We start from the raw sequence: 15,326 nt of genomic DNA on the forward strand, positions 1-15,326 counted from the left end.
GCGGCATCCGTGCTCAGTCGGCGGTCGGCCAGGGCCAGCCGAGTTGGAGGAACATGCCGAGGCGGTCGCTGACCGCGCGTATCTCCGAGATCTTGCCGTCGGTGATGGTGAACCACCAGATCTGCTCGACCTCGAAGGAGCGGTTGGTGGGCTCGGGCATGCGCGGGTGGTAGCCGGTGTGCGTACCGGTGACGGTCAAGCGGGCGACGACGGTGTCGTCCTCGGCGACCAAGGCGTCAGGCTGCATCACGCCTTCACCGAAGGCGTCGAGCTGTTGGCGGAAGCCGTCGAAGGCCGCGCCGGGCGCGTCCGCCTCGCCAAAAATGATCTTGTTGTGGTCGATCACGTCGAGCGCCATGTACTGCGGCAGATCGTTGAGTCTCCGCTCGTTGATCGCTCGGAAGAAGTTCGCGACGACCTGCTTGTTCGCCATCGGTGACAGCATGGGAACCCCCCAAAACTTACGACGTAAGAAAGCTTCCGAGTGTCACGGTAGACTTACGGCGTAAGAAAAACAAGGGCGGTCGGAGGAGTCACGGTGGGAAAGCGAACTCGCGGTGAGCGGGCGGGCCTGTCGCGGACGCAGGTACTGGACGCTGCGCTGGCCCTGGTGGATCGGGAGGGAGCCGGTGCTTTGACGATGCGTCGCCTGGGAGTCGAGCTGGACGTGGAGGCGATGACGCTCTATCACTATGTGCCCAACAAGGACGCCCTGCTGGACGGCCTGGTGGAGCGGCTGTTCGCCCAGGCACTGCCCTTCGCCGACGAGAGTGCGGACGCGGAAACAGGCGCGGAGAGCGCCGACTGGCGCGCACTGCTGCGGACGTACGCGGTCTCGCTGCGCCAGGCGCTGCTGCGCCACCCTGGAGTGCTCTCCTTCGCGGCGAGCCGCCCAGCGGTGACCCCGGCAACGCTCGATGCGGTGGAACGCGGTTTGGCGGCCCTGACGGCATCAGGATTTCCGCTGGGTGCGGCGGTGCACGCCCTCAATACCCTCTCGCTCTTCGTCGTCGGCCACACCGCAGCCGAGGCCGCCCAGCCCACCCAGGCCGACGCGCCCGGTTCCCCCGCCTGGCTGGCCGAGCTGGATGCGGCCCGCTACCCACTACTCACCGAGGCTGCCCGCAGCGGCGCGGGAACAGACGACGCCGAACGGTTCGACTTCGCCATCAACGCGCTGGTCAACGGCTTTGGTACGGCGCTCGACTAGCCACTGAGTCGGCCGCGCGGCGTCCGCGAAGGTGCACGCGAAGCGGTCGGTGGCAGCCAGACCAGCCGCGGCCTCCGGCTCACCGCCGCGCGCCGGGCTCCCACGTGCCATTTCCCCAACGAGTCGCTGGAAGCAGGAACTTCGCGAGATCCCCAGATCCCCAGATCCTTAGCAGTCCCCCCTCGGCCCACGTGCGCGGCATCCCGTCCATCCGCTCCCGTCGTGGCCCGCGTCGCCAACGCCGGCGAAGCTGCACGCAGACAAGGGCTAAGGCTACGACTACCTGCGCCGATGGCTCCGCAGCCGGGGCATCGCCCACCGCATCGCCCGCAAGGCGGCGAGTCGTCACAACGGCTGGGCCGCCATCGCTGGGTCGTCGAACGGACCGTCTCCTGGCTGGCGGGCTGCCGACGCCTGCACCGCCGCTATGAACGCAAGGCTGAACACTTTCTCGGCTTCGTCGGCATCGCCGCCGCTCTGATCGACTACCGCCGTCTCGCACACTGAACCGCACCCGGGCCGGCCTCCAACGCTGAAAGAATCGATCGTGTGATCCGATGGATACCCCGGACCCCACGGTGGGTGGTGGCGCTGGTGGCCGTGTATGTCGTCGTGCTGGTCTTCGTGGGAGCCGTTTCACATATCGCCGACCTCACCCGCAGCGGCCTGCATCCGTACAGCTGGGCTCCGGACTGGCTGAATCTGTACTGGTCCTCACTGGCGGTATTCGACTCGTTGGCGGCTCTACTCCTGGTCAGCGGGAGGCGAGCGGGCGTGGACCTCACGTGCGTCGTCATGGCGACCGACCTGATGGCCAACTGGTATGCGGCCTACGGCATTCAGCACAGCGACTTCTTCGCACAGCCGGGCCTGCAACGGCTCACTGCCTTCACGCTGCTCGTTCTCGCAACAGGACCCTTCGTCCGGTCCCGTCTCAGCCTCAGCACCATCTGAAGCGACGCCTAATACTCCAGCCGTAGATCGTGATCTTGATGGTGAGGGGCGCCGAGGCGGCAGGTGGCCAGCGTGGATCATTCTCGCCCGAGATCGCCCACGCTGTCGCGGGCGTCGGCTCTCCTTCGTCTACCCGAGTTCACCGAGACGGAGGGCGTCCCTTATCTCGCTGAGCTTCGCGGTCGTTGCCGGAGTCCGCTGCTGCGCTTGTTCAGCGAGTCGGAGGGCTTCGTCAATCTCGCTGAGCTTCGTGGAAGACAGGACGGTCTCCCGTTTTATCAGGTCGTCCCGGGACACAGTGGTCAGCCACGTGCACGGGGTGAAGCCTGGACGCGGGAACGCGAGCCGTAGCACGCCTTCGAACGGCAGTCCTTCAGCGGCGCCCACGATCACTTCGATGCCCAGACCGCTGATGTCGACGCTCGCGGGAGCGACGACCTGCATCACCCGGATCCCGAACGTGTCCTCTCCGGACAGAAGTACGACCAGCCTCCGCTCGTCGAACTGAACCCACCAGACTTCGCCACGTTGCACAAGTCCTCCAGATACAGGACGGCAGGCAGACGCTGCGCGAACCTGATGCGCTGTGGAGACGGGTGCGGCCACCGTTGATCATCGGCGCGTGAAGACAAACGATCATGCGCTGGCCGCAGGTCACAGCGTAGACCCTGCCCGCTGGCAGGAAGCGTTCGAGGGCCTGATGAGCCGGATAGCGGGACGGTTCACGCGAGTGGAATCCCGGCGCCGGGCCCGGAAGTTGGTACTCGGCCTGCTGTCGGACCTGCCGCGCAAGAACGGCTGGACCATCGCCGAGTGGGCCGGGGACAGGACCCCGGACGGCATGCAGCACCTCCTCGGGCGGGCCAAGTGGGACGCCGACCAGGTCCGCGACGACGTGCGCGCCTACGTGGTCGAGCATTTGCACGACGACGAGGCAGTCCTGGTTGTCGACGGGACCGGCGGCATGAAGAAGGGCACCGACACTGTCGGTGCCCAGCGGCAGTACACCGGCACCGCGGGCAGGATCGAGAACGCCCAGGTCGCCGTCTACCTGGTCTACGCCGGACGGCGCGGGCACGCCGCGGTGGACGGGGAACTGTACGTTCCGCGTTCCTGGACCTCCGACCCCGACCGCTGCCGGGCAGCCGGCCTTGGTGAAAAGACGGAGTTCGCGACCAAGCCGGAACTGGCCGCTCGCATGGTCACCCGATTCCTCGACGCCGGCCACCGGGCCGCCTGGGCCGCGGGAGACGAAGTCTACGGCGGCAACCCGAGGCTGCGCGCCGCGCTGGAGGAACGTGGCACCGGCTACGTCTTAGCGGTGGCCTGCTCGCACGAAGTCACCACAGGCGCCGGGAAGTTCCGCGCCGACATGCTGGCCAGGAAGGTGCCCAAGAGGGCCTGGCAGAAGCTGTCCGCAGGGGCCGGAGCCAAGGGCCACCGCTTCTACGACTGGGCCATCATCGACCTCACCGACCCCCGGCCCGGGAGCCGGCAGTTGCTGATCCGCCGCAACCGCAGCACCGGCGAACTCGCGTACTACCGCTGCTACTCGCCGGCCGCGGTACCGCTGACCACCCTGGTGCGCGTCGCTGGATCAAGGTGGCGGGTCGAGGAGTTTCTCCAGTCCGGCAAAGGCTTGGCGGCCTTGGATGAGCACCAGGTCCGCCGCTACCCGTCCTGGTCCCGCTGGGTCACCCTGGCCATGCTGGCGCACGCCTTCCTCGCCGTCGTCCGCGCGAACGCACACAACCGTCATCCCTCACCCGACGAGCTGATACCGCTCACCTGCAACGAGATCCAACGACTGTTCATCACGCTTGTCATCCAACGCGCCATTGATCCTGTCCGCCGGCTTGGCTGGTCCGTCTGGCGACGCCGCCACCAGGCCCGATCCCAGAGCAGCCACTACGGCGACAAGCCGCTCAAGCATGAAGATCACGATCTACGGCTGGGGTACTCAGTGCCCTTGCCCCCAACCCGTTGCTGACCAGTGCACCGGCGCAAAGGCCGTGTTGGTCGTCACGCCCATGTGGACGTGCATGATGGCGAACAGGGGTGTCAGAGACCCGCTGATGAAGACTCCACCGCCGTGCCCAAGGACTCGTCGACCAGGCCGATGAACGGCCGATGAACGGCCGTGACTCCGGTCAGCACCGGAGCCCCGACCTCGTCGGCCAAGTGGACTTCGTGGTCGGAGGTGGCCACACCGGCCGGACCCTGCAGGTGGATGACGACGTGGATGCCGCGGGCCTGGCGGGGGAGCTCATCGGTGACCGAGTGACCGAGTGACCGAGTGACCGAGTGACCGAGTGAACGAGTCCTCGACGGTTGGCGCAGGCGCAGGCGCAGGCGCAGGCGGCCCTGTGTCGTTGGCTGCTGCCGGGTCGTGTCCTGGCTGAGGTTGTGCCTGACGTTCGCCTTCCGCTTCGAGAGTTGGTGTGTACAGCGAGTGAAGGGTGAGGCGTTTGATCCACCAGGTTCGACGCGAGCGTGCAGTCTGGCACGTGCGGGGGTCATTCAAGAGTTCCCGCTGCAGTGCGCCATGCATTGCGACCTACCATGAGAGAAGGACGCTCATCATCATGAGCAACACCTCCGGCATTGAGACCCGTGAGATTGCCGACGACGAGCTCGACGGCGTCGCGGGTGGCCTCTCCGTCAGTGGCTCCGTGGAAGGCCTGACTGCCACGTTCGCCCCGGGCCCCAATGGCGTGCCCATTCTGACCGGTGGCTCCGTGAAGTCCCTCAGCCTCACTGTTTCGGATATCCCCCTGGGCCCGATCAACAGCTGAGCCACACGTCCGGCGCGGTGCTGACCCACCGGGTGCCGGAACCACCCCCGGGCGTTGTTGAGTAACTCGGGATCCTGGCTGATGTCGGCCTTCAAGACCTGGTTGTGGTCTTGAAGGCCGACATTGTCGTGCCGGGTGGGGTCGCTGACAGCTGATTTACTACTCTCGGCAGCCGTCTGATTTACCGCTATCAACAGCCATTCGCCCCGTCGCGTCAATGCGCCAATGCGCCAGCGCGCCACCGACCGTCCACGGCTACGGAGCTACGGACGGGAACCACAAACGCAGCGTGCCGCTGCGGCCGACTCTTGACAGGTGCCTGCATGAACGCGAACGCCGTACCGATCACCTACGTACGGATAGCCGAAGTCCTCACCGGCCTTGGAATGATCACCAGAGAGAATGGCCAGAGCGTGCTGGCCGATGCCGTTGAGTACGCAACCGAGCCGATCACGCGCCGCTATGACATCGCAAGTGCCCTCGAAGCCTTCGGCGTGGCGGTGTCCATCCACTCCGATGACGTCGATTTCGCTGATGCGCACTACGAATGGCTGCTGAACGAGGCCGCAGCCCTCACCGGCGGCCAGGTCACTATCGCCAACTACCGCTTTGAGAAGGACAATCCGGACGACGAAGAATGTGGTCTGGGCACAATGCACTTCGAATGCAATGGTAAGCCCCTCTCCTTCTCCGTCGAGCAGGAGTCGAATGATTACCTCGACATGGGGGCAGCACAGGCAGCCATTGCAGCGCTCAGGGTCGAGGGTGACCCCCGGGAATTTCGTTGTGTCGTGCAGGAAGGCCGGCAACTCTCCGACGACATCATGGTCCTGGCCACCCCCGAACAGCGTGAGGGGCTCCGCCAACATCTCGGTATCACGTTCCAACGCCCTTGGTGCTGACCGGCTGAAGCCTGGACCGCGATGAGGTATGGACTGCGGAATTGCCGTGCAGCTAGGGTCCGTTGATGCCTTTGAGTGCTCTTTCGCTGCCGCCCGGCTACCGTTCGCGGGCCGCGAGTGTCCATGACGTCCCGGCGATCCACGCCTTGGTCATGGCCTGCGAGGAGGAGGTGTACGGGCGGGCACAGACCGATGTCGGGGGCATCGCCGCCGATCTCGCGCGGCCGGGACTGGTGCCGGAGTCGGACACCGTGCTCGTTCATGACCGGGCCGGGTGTCTGGCGGCCCGGGCCTGGGTGGAACGGCGCTCCGAGATCGACGTGCATCCGCAGCACCGAGGCCAGGGCCTGGGCGTCGCGCTGCTCGATTGGGTCGAGGGGAGGGCGCGGCAGGCCGGTAGCGACGGCATCGTGCAGACGGTGCCGGACGCGGACTTGGGCGCGGTCGCGCTGCTGCGCTCGCGCGGGTACGCGGCGCTGGTGAGGTCCTGGCTGCTGGAGTTCGCCATGCCGGACGAACCCGCCGTGCCCGAGCCGCCGACGGGTGTCGCGGTGCGGCCCTTCCGTGAAGGCGACGGACCCGCCGCGCATGTGCTCGTCCAGGATGCGTTCGACGAGTGGCAGCAGCGACGGCAGGCATACGAGGAGTGGGCCACGCATACCGTCGAGCGGCCTGCATTCGCCCCGACGCTGTCGGCCCTGGCCTTCGCCGGCGATCAACTGGTCGGTGCCGCTCTGGCGTTGGATCTGCCGGGCACGGACGAGGGCTACCTGGAGCAGGTTGCCGTACGCCGTGACCATCGTGGGCGGGGGATCGCCCGGCTGCTGCTGCGCCACACGTTCCGTGCCTTTCACCGGGCGGGCCGCCGTTCCTGCACGCTGTGGACGCACTCGGACACCGGCGCGCTCGACCTGTACCTCCGCGTGGGCATGACGGTCCGGCACAGCTCCACGGTCTTCCGCAAAGAACTCCGTTCTTAGGGTCGCGAGCGACGCGACCTGTACGTCACACCGGCGCTGGGAAAGGGCGGATGCCGCGGAGTGCGGGGCGGGGAGTGCGGATGGGCCTGGCTACCTTTCCGTCAGTGTCGTGACCAGTTCGTCCAGTCCGTCGAATCGCTGGTCGAAGACGTCGGAGCTCGTCGGCGGGTCTCCGACCGGTCGGTGGACGTAGGCGGTCCGCATGCCCCTTGCCTGGGCTCCGCGGAGGTCCCAGGCGTGGGCGGCCACCATGAGTACGCGGTGTGGTGGGTATCCGGCGGTGTCGATGGCGTGTTGGTAGATCTCCGGCGCCGGCTTGTAGGCCAGGACGGCTTCGGCGGACAGGGCTTGGTGCCAGCGCAACCCGGCGTGGGCGTTGAGTCGCAGTAGGGCGGTGTGACTGGCGTTGGAGAGACCCAGCACGGGGAACCGCTGGGCGAGCCGTTCGAGACCGGCGACCGAGTCACCCCACGGGGGCAGGCGCTGACCTGCTGTGGCCAGTCGGGCGATGGTCGCCGGATCGGTGAGCCCGACATGGTCGGCCACCCGTTGCGCGGCCTCGCCCTCGATGATCTCGCTGTTGGCGTACGTGCGTTGCCCCTGCCCGATGCGTTGCTGCTCGTGCTCCACGTGCTGCTGCCACACGGTGAGCAGCTCGTCGATGGTCGCCTCGTCGGACGCGGGCACCGCCTCGCGGATTCCGGCTCGTAGGCCGCGCGGTTCGTCGACCAGGGTTCCCAGGACATCGAAGACCACGGCCTTGATGTTGCAGAGCTCGGCCATGCGTTCTCCTCTTCGTCTTGCGTCCGCGTCTTGTGTCCGCGTCTTGGGTCTTCGCTTTGTGCGTCACCAGGTCAATAGGTGACGGATCTTGCCGAAGGGTCGCGTCACCGGTCAAGATGGTGACGTGGATTTCGCGTTCGTGAGTGGCAACCCCGCGCTCGACCTGGCCGGCACCGTGAGGGCTCGTCGAGACGAGCCCACCGACCTCCTGGCCTCGCCCGCAGACCTCGCGCGGTGGGTGGCCGCATGCGACGAGCTCCCCGACCGCGTCAGCGTCGACGCCGCAACCTTCGAGTCCGCGCTGTCACTGCGAGAGGCTCTCTACCAACTCGCGCTGGATCGCGTGCTCGATCGGCCCTTCGATCAGGGCAGCCTCGACATTGTCAACGGTACGGCCGCCGGGCCCGTGCTCACGATCAAGCTCAGTGACGCGGGGCTGCAGGTGTCGGGAGACCTCGTCGCAGTCCTTTCTCACCTGGCCAGAAGCGGTATCGCCGTGCTCGCCGATCCCGATGCCTGTCTCAAGGAGTGTGGCCGTACTGGCTGCACTCGCATCTACCTCGACCGTTCGCGCGGCGCCCGGCGCACCTGGTGCGGGATGGACGAGTGCGGCAACCGCGTGAAGGCCGCGGCCTACCGAGCTCGTAGACGCGCCTCGACCACGGCGGAGGGAACCCCCTGACCTCCCACGGGTCAACGGGTCACCGGGTCAACTCCTCTTGCACGGACGGGGATCGGCTCCTCTTGTGCGGGGGGGGCGGGTATCGGTCCGCCCCGCGGCCGTTCACCATCGCCCCGCAGCCGTCAAACCTGTCCGGCGGCAGGGCCGTCACATGTGGTGCCCTGCCGCCGTCAAAGCCACCGCGAGCCCGTTCAATCGCAGGCGGGTGGCGCCGCGCAGGTGGGGGAAGTCGTGGTCGGGCTCCGCGGAAGGGGTGAGGAAGGCCGCTTGCTCGGTCCACCGCAGATGGGTGCCGCCGGCCTCCGGGTGCAGTTCGACGGTCACCAACGAGGTCCAGCGCGGCACCTCGTCCACGCAGGACGTGTACGCGTAGACGATCCTCGACCCCGATGCGAGGTCGAGGTAACGGGATTGGTAGGCGAGTCGTTCCGGCGGTGCGTCCGGAACCGTGAAGAAGACACTGGACGCCGTCTCGCCGCCGTTCACGGTGAAGTCGTGGCGGTACGACACCTGTCGGCCCGGCAGCTTGAACCACCGGCGTCGGACCGGAGTGTCGGCGAACGCCTCGAACACCGCGCTCGGAGGCGCGGCCAGATGGGATTCGACCGTGAAGGTGTCGTGCCGCACCTCTGGGCCCGCACTGCCGGCCTGCCCGCCAGTGGCTCCGTCTGCGGCGTCTGCGGCACCGGTTCCGACGGGGTTGGTGGCCATCTTTTCCTCACATGGCATCGTGTTTTCCCACCTGGCATCGTGACGGATCGTGAAGGATCGGGCGATCGCGCATTAGTTACTATCCGTATGTAACGGGGTGTGGCCGCGCACGATCAAGGTCTCGCGCTCACGCACTTTGATGTCAGCTACGCACTCGGAGGGAAGGGAAGAGACACATGGATTCCGCACTGCGGGCCCGGCTGGCGACCGCCGGGGTCACGCCCGAGTGTGCGGCGACCATCGAGCTCGTGCGTGACGTGCTCGCCCGCGTCGGAGACAAGTGGACCGTCCTGGTCATCACCACGCTCGCCGAGGGACCGCTGCGCTTCACGACCCTGCACGAGCGGATCGCCGGTATCTCCCAGCGGATGCTGAGCCAGACGCTCCGCTCGCTGACGCGCGACGGACTGATCACGCGGACTGCCTACGCCGAAGTACCGCCGCGCGTCGAATACGCGCTCACCCCGCTGGGACGATCGCTCAGCGACACCGTCACGCACATGGTGCGCTGGGTGCAGGAGCACCAGGTCGAGATCGTCCGCAACCGCGAGGAGTTCGACGAAACCGGCCCCGCGACGCAGTGCGGCAGCGGGTGATCCTGCCCTGGTTCCCGTCGTCTCGTCGTCTCCGGCTCCGCGCATGACCCGTCAGGGAGAACCTGGTGGCCGCGTCATGTGCGGCGGCGATAGGAGTGTGCGGCGAGGGACAGGCCGATGCCCCACACCAGGAACTGCGGGATGCCGTAGACGACGATCCAGGGGCTGAAAACGCCGTCGTCGTGGAAGTCGTTGATCGTCTGCGCAGCGGCCCAGAGGGTGTACAGGAGGAGGAAGGCCGAGACGGTGAAGGCCGTGGCGGCCAGCGTCCGGCGCGGCACTCGGCGCCCGGCGAGGAACGGGGCCCAGCTCGGGAACACCACACCCCACGGCCGGACCAGGCTCAACGCCAGGATGCCCGCCAGCAGGGCCAGGCCGCTGAGCACGAGCAGGTACGGACCGCCCCCGCCCGCATACCACTCCCGGAACTTGGTCTTGTCCGCCCACAGGGGAATGCCCAGCGCCCAGACCGCGTGCAGCGGGATGAACCCGACGGTCGCGGAGAGCGCCGAGGCATAGGCGGCTCGGACGGCCCACCGGGGCGGCGGCGGAACTTCAGCAATGTCGATCCCTGGACGGCGGACGGCGCATTCGGACATGGCCCGGATCTCCTGATGAGAGGGAGGACTTGTGAACAAGAGCCACGGTTCCACGGGCCCGCGTTCGAGGGCGTCGAGCCTGGGACTGAAGATCGCTCATCCTCCGAGGCGACCAGCGCACCGAGCCGCTCCCCCGCGCGGGGGAGCGGGTCTTCTCGTTTTACCGGGAGCCACACGCCCGCCCACGAAAGACGGGATCCTGTTCCTTGTCTTCCAGGTCTTCGATGTCTTCCATGTGTTCCATGGCCCTCGCCAAGGACGGCACGACCGAGGGCATCTGGCGCAAGTGTCAACTCTGAAAGGGCATCGGCAGAATGACGCGTTTATCGGGCGACAAGGGCGACAAGGGCGAGAAGGGCGCGCCGGCCGGCGGGTATTCCCGCCGTAAGCTCCTCAAGATCGGCATCGGTGTCGCCGTGGGGGCAGGGGCGGTCGGTTCGGGTACCGGGGTGGCGGTGGCCGGCGGGCCGGACGATCCGTCCAGCCCGACCTTCGCGACCAAGGTGAAGAACCTGAGCGGCCCGGCCGAGACCGGCCCGTTCGCCTCGCCGTGGACCGACCTCGGCATCCCCGCGCTGTGTCCGGACGGCACCATGCTGTTCGTCGGCGGCGACACCTTCAACGGCGACCATGTACCGCAGCCGGGCGAGGGCGCCGACGACTGGCGCGCCCCGGTCGGCCTGCGCTCCAGCAGCGCGGATCTGAACAACCTGCGCATCGACGGCAGCGTCGGCGGGGACCACGCGATCAGCCTGGTCGACGAGCCGCACAACCCGGTCGGTGACAAGGCCACGACGGCGATCCCGTCCGACGTGTTCGTCGTCGACGGCGTCATGTACATGCATCTCATGCGGGGCGTCATCTACGACACCCACCACACGGACTTCTGGCGCTCCACCGACAACGGTGAGACCTGGGAGTACCTGTGCCAGTGGCCGGGTGACCTGCACGGCGGCCAGTTCCAGCAGAAGACCTACGCCGTGGCCGAGGGCGACTACTGCTACGTCCTGTCCACGGTCTTCAACCGCGAAGTCGCCTCGGGGATGCTGCTGCACCGGGTGCGGAAGGACAGCCTCGGCAATCCGGACGCTTACGAGCCGTGGGGTTACGCGGACGGCGACTGGCGGTGGGGCGCGCCGCCGGCGACCGTCTTCGGCACCCGCAAATGGGGCGAGATCTGCTTCCGCGCCATCGACGGCAAGTACGTCCTCACGTGGCTGAACATGAGCCCGCTGTCGATCCGGGCGATGGTCTTCCCGCTCCCTACGTCGGACCTGACCAGGACGCTGGAGCAGACGATGATCCTGCCCGGTGTCCCGGGGCAGGAGGCGGCCAACTTCGTCGCCAGCCCCTACGGCGGCTTTGTGCTCCCCGGCTCGACCTTCGGCAACTTCCACATCGTCGTCAGCCAGTGGTACGACCCCTGGAACTACCGGTTCATGCAGTACAAGATCAACATGTTGTCGTGAGCCGGCGCATCATGCGCAGGACTGCCGCTGTCCGCAGGCGGGGCACCTCTTGACGCTACTAGGTAGACTGGTCTACCTAGTAGCTGGGAGGGAATGCGATGAGTACATCCGGCACCGAGGCAGCCCGGCCCAGGAAGCGGCGAGGGGCCGCGCGCGAGCGCCTGCTCAGCGCCGCATCGCGCCGCTTCTACGCGGACGGTGTCTCGGCGACAGGGATCGACACGATCACCGCCGAGGCGGGCGTGGCGAAGATGAGCCTGTACAACAACTTCTCCTCCAAGGCCGACCTGGTGCGGGCCTACCTCGATGCGCGGCACGAGGAGTGGATGGACCTGTACCGGCGGCGACGGGAAGAGGCCCGGGACGCGCGCGGCGGCGTGCTCGCCGTCTTCGACGCGTACGCCGATCACGCGGCCTTCGCCTATGAGCACGGCTTTCGGGGGTGCGGTCTGCTCAATGCCGCCGCCGAACTGCCCGCCGGCGACGAGGGACGAGCCGTGGTGCGCCGGCACAAGGAGGAGGTCGAGTCCCTGCTCGCCGGGCATGTGGCGGAATTGCTGCCCGGGCGGCCGGAGGAGGCTCGTACGGTGGCGGAGCATCTGGCGTTCCTGCTGGAGGGCGCGATGGCGCGCGCCGGGCTGGAGGGCGAGGGTACGCGTCTGGAGCATGCGCGGACGATGGCGGCGGACCTGCTGGACCGGCTGTGAGGCGGCCCACCGGACACCCGGCCGGCTCGGTGGCCGTGGGGTCGCTGTGCGTGCTCGTCGCGTCGGCGCTGTGGGGCACCACGGGCACCGCGGCGACGTTCGCCCCGGCCGTGGGCCCCCTCGCGATCGGGGCCGTCGCGATGGGCCTGGGCGGACTGCTTCAGGCCCTGATCGCCGCCCCTCGCATCGCCCGGGAAATGCCGCGGTTGCGTGCGCAGCGCGGTGTGGTGCTGCTCGGGGCGATGGCCGTGGCGCTCTATCCTTTGGCGTTCTACAGCTCCATGCACCTGGCCGGGGTCGCTGCCGGGACGGTCGTGTCGATCGGCTCGGCCCCGCTGGCGTCGGCCCTGATCGAGCGCGTCGTGGACGGGCGCGGGCTGACGCGCCGCTGGATGTTCGGCGCCGCCCTGGGGATGTCGGGGACGGTGCTGCTGTGTGTGGCCGAAGCGGCCAGGGCGCACTCCGCATCCGGGGCAGGGTCCGTGCGGATGACCGTGCTGGGTGTGGGGTTGGGACTGGTGGCCGGGCTCACCTACGCGCTGTATTCCTGGGCGGCACACCGGCTGATCGGCCGCGGTGTCTCCTCCGGCGCGGCCATGGGCACCGTCTTCGGAATCGGCGGAGTGCTGCTCCTGCCCGTGCTGGTGGCCACCGGCGCCCCGCTCCTCAGCTCCTGGTCGAACGCGGCCGTCGGCGCCTACATGGCCCTGGTCCCCATGCTCATCGGCTACGTTCTGTTCGGCTGGGGCCTGGCGCACGTCCCCGCGAGCACCGCGACCACGCTCTCCCTGCTGGAACCCGCCGTCGCGGCTGTCCTGGCCGTGCTGATCGTCGGTGAACGCCTTCCCCTGCTGGGATGGATCGGCGTCGTCTCGGTCGTCGGCTGCCTCACCGTGCTCACCACACCGCCACGGAGGGCCCGGCAACCGCGAGCGATCACCACCAGGACCACCACCGGCGCCGAGGGCCCCGCCACCGACCGGCCCGGCGGCGCTGCGGTCCCCGTCACCGCACCCTCCGTACCCGCCGGGCGCGGACCGGGTTCCCCGCACTGAGTTCGTCGCCGTACGCGGTGCTCCCGGAGCGTGGTTCCAGGGCGCGAGGTGCGCGCCCTGGAGGGACGTTCACACGTCGCGGCGCCGCACGACGAGCACGGCGAGGGCGACCGTGATCAGCGGCCAGAGCAGGTACACGGCCCAGGAGCCGGGGACCGTGGCCGAGTAGCCCAGGGAGTGGGGATCGGGCTCCCAGCTCTCGATCAGGCGCTTCCAGGCGGCCGACACCATCGTGTGTTTGATGTCCGCCGACCAGCGAGTGCTGTCCGAGAACATGGTGGGCAGCATCAGCAGGACGAAGACGCCGGTGACCATGGTCGCGGCGGCGTGCCGGAGCAGCACGCCGAGCCCGAGGCCCACGAGTGCGCAGACCGGGGCCAGCAACGCGGTGGCCACCAGCGACCGGAACACCCCGGGGTGGGTGAGCGGGACCCCGGCGTGCTGCCCGTCCAAAAGGGCCTGGGAGACCAGGAAGGAACCGGTGGAGACGGCCGTGCCGATCGCGGTCCACAGCGCGGCGGTGACGGCTGCCTTGGCCAGTACGACCGAGCCCCGGGCGGGGACGGCCACGGTGGTGGTGCGGATCAGTCCGCTGCTGTACTCACTCACGACGGTGAGGGCGCCCATGCTGCTGGCCACGAGCATCAACGTCCAGTAGCCGGCCGGTGGGTAGGCGTCGAAGGGCCGGAAATCAGCGGGGCCGGAGCCCGCGGCCTTGTCCGCCAGCGTGGCCACGGCGGTGGACCCGATGACGAACAGGACGGTGAGGGCGAGCGTCCACGGAGTGGAGCGCAGGGACCGCATCTTGAGCCACTCGGAGGCGAGCAGGTCGCGGAAGCGGACGGGCGGCACGGCGACGGGGGCGGGCCGGGGGACGGAGGTGAGTGTGGTCATCGGGGCTGTCCTGCCAGGTATTCGGTGCTGTCGGCGGTGAGTTCCATGAAGGCCGCCTCCAGCGAGGCGGTGCGGGTGGTCAGCTCGTACAGCGGGATGCGGTGCTCGAAGGCGAGTGCTCCGATGCGGTCCGCCGGGAGTTCGCTCACGGCGAGCTTCTCGGCGCCGGCCGAGCCCTCCGGCTCGACCGAGGCGCCCGCCGACGTCAGCACGGCTGCCAGTTCGGATGCCTGCGGTGTGGCGACCACGACGCAGCGTCGGGTGCCGCGGGCCGCGAAGTCCCGTACCGGCTCGGCGGCGATGAGGGAACCCCGGCCGATGACGACCAGCTGGTCGGCGGTGTTCTCCATCTCCGACATCAGATGGCTGGAGAGGAAGACCGTGCGCCCCTCGGCGGCCAGGCGCCGGAAGAGCCGCCGTACCCACAGCACGCCCTCCGGGTCCATGCCGTTGATCGGCTCGTCGAACATCAGCACCGGCGGGTCGCCGAGCAGGGCGGTGGCGATGCCCAGCCGCTGCTTCATGCCGAGGGAGAATCCGCCGATGCGGCGGTTCGCCGCCTCGGCCAGCCCCACCTCCTGAAGCACCTCGTCCACCCGGCGCCGCGGGATGCCGTTGCTGCGGGCCAGGGCGGCCAGATGGGCCGCGGCGCTGCGTCCGCCGTGGACCTGGCCGGCGTCCAGGAGGGCGCCGACGTGCCGCAGCCCGCGCGGGTGGTGGCGGAAGGGGACGCCGCTGACGGTGGCGGCGCCGGTGGTGGGCGCGTCCAGCCCGAGGATCATCCGCAGGGTGGTGGTCTTGCCGGCTCCGTTGGGGCCGAGGAATCCGGTGACCTCGCCGGGTCGGACGGTGAAGGACAGATGGTCGACGGCCGTCTTGTTGCCGTAGTGCTTGGTGAGTTCGCTGACTTCGATCACGGCACCCACACTGCCGAGCGGACCCCCGTCCGGGCATGGGGCCGTGGACGGCAATCGTGCGGCCGGGTTGGC

The 15,326-nt window shown here is 68.5% G+C and carries 18 protein-coding genes and 2 pseudogenes; 13 read left to right on the plus strand and 7 right to left on the minus strand.

From position 1 onward, the window contains the following. Positions 1 to 13: 13 nt before the first annotated feature. Positions 14 to 433, minus strand: a complete 420-nt coding sequence (locus ACZ7MX_RS17750) for an ester cyclase (RefSeq protein ID WP_472133053.1) — start codon at positions 431 to 433, stop codon at positions 14 to 16. Positions 434 to 538: 105 nt separating this feature from the next. Here ACZ7MX_RS17750 and ACZ7MX_RS17755 point away from each other — a divergent pair, with 105 nt between their 5' ends. The 3 genes and pseudogenes from ACZ7MX_RS17755 (at position 539) to ACZ7MX_RS17765 (ending at position 2,164) form a co-directional block, all read left to right on the plus strand. Next, positions 539 to 1,210, plus strand: a complete 672-nt coding sequence (locus ACZ7MX_RS17755; protein WP_472133054.1) for a TetR/AcrR family transcriptional regulator C-terminal domain-containing protein — start codon at positions 539 to 541, stop codon at positions 1,208 to 1,210. A 191-nt stretch (positions 1,211 to 1,401) separates the two neighbouring features. After that, positions 1,402 to 1,717 (plus strand): annotated as a pseudogene (locus ACZ7MX_RS17760) (transposase); the annotation flags it as partial. Between the two features lie 75 nt (positions 1,718 to 1,792). Continuing rightward, the gene (locus tag ACZ7MX_RS17765) at positions 1,793 to 2,164 is read left to right on the plus strand and encodes a hypothetical protein (RefSeq protein WP_472133056.1); all 372 of its coding nucleotides are present in this window, start codon (positions 1,793 to 1,795) and stop codon (positions 2,162 to 2,164) included. Between the two features lie 129 nt (positions 2,165 to 2,293). Here the strand turns inward: ACZ7MX_RS17765 and ACZ7MX_RS17770 are convergent, their stop codons facing one another. After that, complete coding sequence (locus ACZ7MX_RS17770) at positions 2,294 to 2,698, minus strand: type II toxin-antitoxin system PemK/MazF family toxin (RefSeq protein ID WP_472133058.1); 405 nt, start codon at positions 2,696 to 2,698, stop codon at positions 2,294 to 2,296. Between the two features lie 166 nt (positions 2,699 to 2,864). Between ACZ7MX_RS17770 and ACZ7MX_RS17775 the strand changes: the two are divergent. The 5 genes and pseudogenes from ACZ7MX_RS17775 (at position 2,865) to ACZ7MX_RS17795 (ending at position 6,841) form a co-directional block, all read left to right on the plus strand. Next, positions 2,865 to 4,099: pseudogene (locus ACZ7MX_RS17775) on the plus strand (IS701 family transposase). Positions 4,100 to 4,294: 195 nt separating this feature from the next. Then, positions 4,295 to 4,456: a hypothetical protein gene (locus ACZ7MX_RS17780; protein WP_472133060.1), complete on the plus strand. Its 162-nt coding sequence runs from the start codon at positions 4,295 to 4,297 to the stop codon at positions 4,454 to 4,456. A 293-nt stretch (positions 4,457 to 4,749) separates the two neighbouring features. Next, positions 4,750 to 4,959 (plus strand): hypothetical protein, encoded by a 210-nt coding sequence (locus ACZ7MX_RS17785; RefSeq protein ID WP_362134910.1) that lies wholly within the window; start codon positions 4,750 to 4,752, stop codon positions 4,957 to 4,959. A 323-nt stretch (positions 4,960 to 5,282) separates the two neighbouring features. Beyond that, positions 5,283 to 5,861, plus strand: coding sequence for a hypothetical protein (locus tag ACZ7MX_RS17790; RefSeq protein WP_472133062.1), 579 nt, complete (start codon positions 5,283 to 5,285; stop codon positions 5,859 to 5,861). Between the two features lie 65 nt (positions 5,862 to 5,926). Continuing rightward, positions 5,927 to 6,841, plus strand: coding sequence for a GNAT family N-acetyltransferase (locus ACZ7MX_RS17795; RefSeq protein WP_472133064.1), 915 nt, complete (start codon positions 5,927 to 5,929; stop codon positions 6,839 to 6,841). Between the two features lie 90 nt (positions 6,842 to 6,931). Here ACZ7MX_RS17795 and ACZ7MX_RS17800 read toward each other — a convergent pair whose 3' ends face one another. After that, the gene (locus tag ACZ7MX_RS17800; protein ID WP_472133066.1) at positions 6,932 to 7,624 is read right to left on the minus strand and encodes a haloacid dehalogenase type II; all 693 of its coding nucleotides are present in this window, start codon (positions 7,622 to 7,624) and stop codon (positions 6,932 to 6,934) included. A gap of 124 nt (positions 7,625 to 7,748) precedes the next feature. On the opposite strand from ACZ7MX_RS17800, the gene ACZ7MX_RS17805 reads away from it, so the two are divergent. Continuing rightward, the gene (locus ACZ7MX_RS17805) at positions 7,749 to 8,306 is read left to right on the plus strand and encodes a CGNR zinc finger domain-containing protein (protein WP_472133068.1); all 558 of its coding nucleotides are present in this window, start codon (positions 7,749 to 7,751) and stop codon (positions 8,304 to 8,306) included. A gap of 147 nt (positions 8,307 to 8,453) precedes the next feature. Here ACZ7MX_RS17805 and ACZ7MX_RS17810 read toward each other — a convergent pair whose 3' ends face one another. Next, the gene (locus tag ACZ7MX_RS17810; RefSeq protein WP_472133070.1) at positions 8,454 to 9,017 is read right to left on the minus strand and encodes an SRPBCC domain-containing protein; all 564 of its coding nucleotides are present in this window, start codon (positions 9,015 to 9,017) and stop codon (positions 8,454 to 8,456) included. A gap of 176 nt (positions 9,018 to 9,193) precedes the next feature. Between ACZ7MX_RS17810 and ACZ7MX_RS17815 the strand changes: the two genes are divergently transcribed. Continuing rightward, on the plus strand, positions 9,194 to 9,613 hold the full coding sequence (locus tag ACZ7MX_RS17815; protein WP_472133072.1) for a winged helix-turn-helix transcriptional regulator: 420 nt from the start codon (positions 9,194 to 9,196) through the stop codon (positions 9,611 to 9,613). A gap of 74 nt (positions 9,614 to 9,687) precedes the next feature. On the opposite strand, the gene ACZ7MX_RS17820 is transcribed toward ACZ7MX_RS17815, so the two are convergent. Next, positions 9,688 to 10,212 (minus strand): hypothetical protein, encoded by a 525-nt coding sequence (locus tag ACZ7MX_RS17820; RefSeq protein WP_472133073.1) that lies wholly within the window; start codon positions 10,210 to 10,212, stop codon positions 9,688 to 9,690. A gap of 314 nt (positions 10,213 to 10,526) precedes the next feature. On the opposite strand from ACZ7MX_RS17820, the gene ACZ7MX_RS17825 reads away from it, so the two are divergent. The 3 genes from ACZ7MX_RS17825 (at position 10,527) to ACZ7MX_RS17835 (ending at position 13,443) form a co-directional block, all read left to right on the plus strand. Continuing rightward, the gene (locus tag ACZ7MX_RS17825; RefSeq protein WP_472133074.1) at positions 10,527 to 11,681 is read left to right on the plus strand and encodes a DUF4185 domain-containing protein; all 1,155 of its coding nucleotides are present in this window, start codon (positions 10,527 to 10,529) and stop codon (positions 11,679 to 11,681) included. Positions 11,682 to 11,779: 98 nt separating this feature from the next. Continuing rightward, positions 11,780 to 12,388: a TetR/AcrR family transcriptional regulator gene (locus ACZ7MX_RS17830; RefSeq protein WP_472133075.1), complete on the plus strand. Its 609-nt coding sequence runs from the start codon at positions 11,780 to 11,782 to the stop codon at positions 12,386 to 12,388. Then, on the plus strand, positions 12,385 to 13,443 hold the full coding sequence (locus tag ACZ7MX_RS17835; protein WP_472133077.1) for a DMT family transporter: 1,059 nt from the start codon (positions 12,385 to 12,387) through the stop codon (positions 13,441 to 13,443). Before ACZ7MX_RS17830 ends, ACZ7MX_RS17835 begins: the two co-directional genes overlap by 4 nt. Before the next feature lie 69 nt (positions 13,444 to 13,512). Here the strand turns inward: ACZ7MX_RS17835 and ACZ7MX_RS17840 are convergent, their stop codons facing one another. Continuing rightward, complete coding sequence (locus tag ACZ7MX_RS17840; protein WP_472133079.1) at positions 13,513 to 14,337, minus strand: ABC transporter permease; 825 nt, start codon at positions 14,335 to 14,337, stop codon at positions 13,513 to 13,515. Then, the gene (locus ACZ7MX_RS17845; RefSeq protein WP_472133081.1) at positions 14,334 to 15,254 is read right to left on the minus strand and encodes an ATP-binding cassette domain-containing protein; all 921 of its coding nucleotides are present in this window, start codon (positions 15,252 to 15,254) and stop codon (positions 14,334 to 14,336) included. The genes ACZ7MX_RS17840 and ACZ7MX_RS17845 overlap by 4 nt, the downstream gene beginning before the upstream one ends. Positions 15,255 to 15,326: the final 72 nt, after the last annotated feature.

It is taken from the genome of Streptomyces sp. NPDC107765 (genome assembly GCF_055657085.1).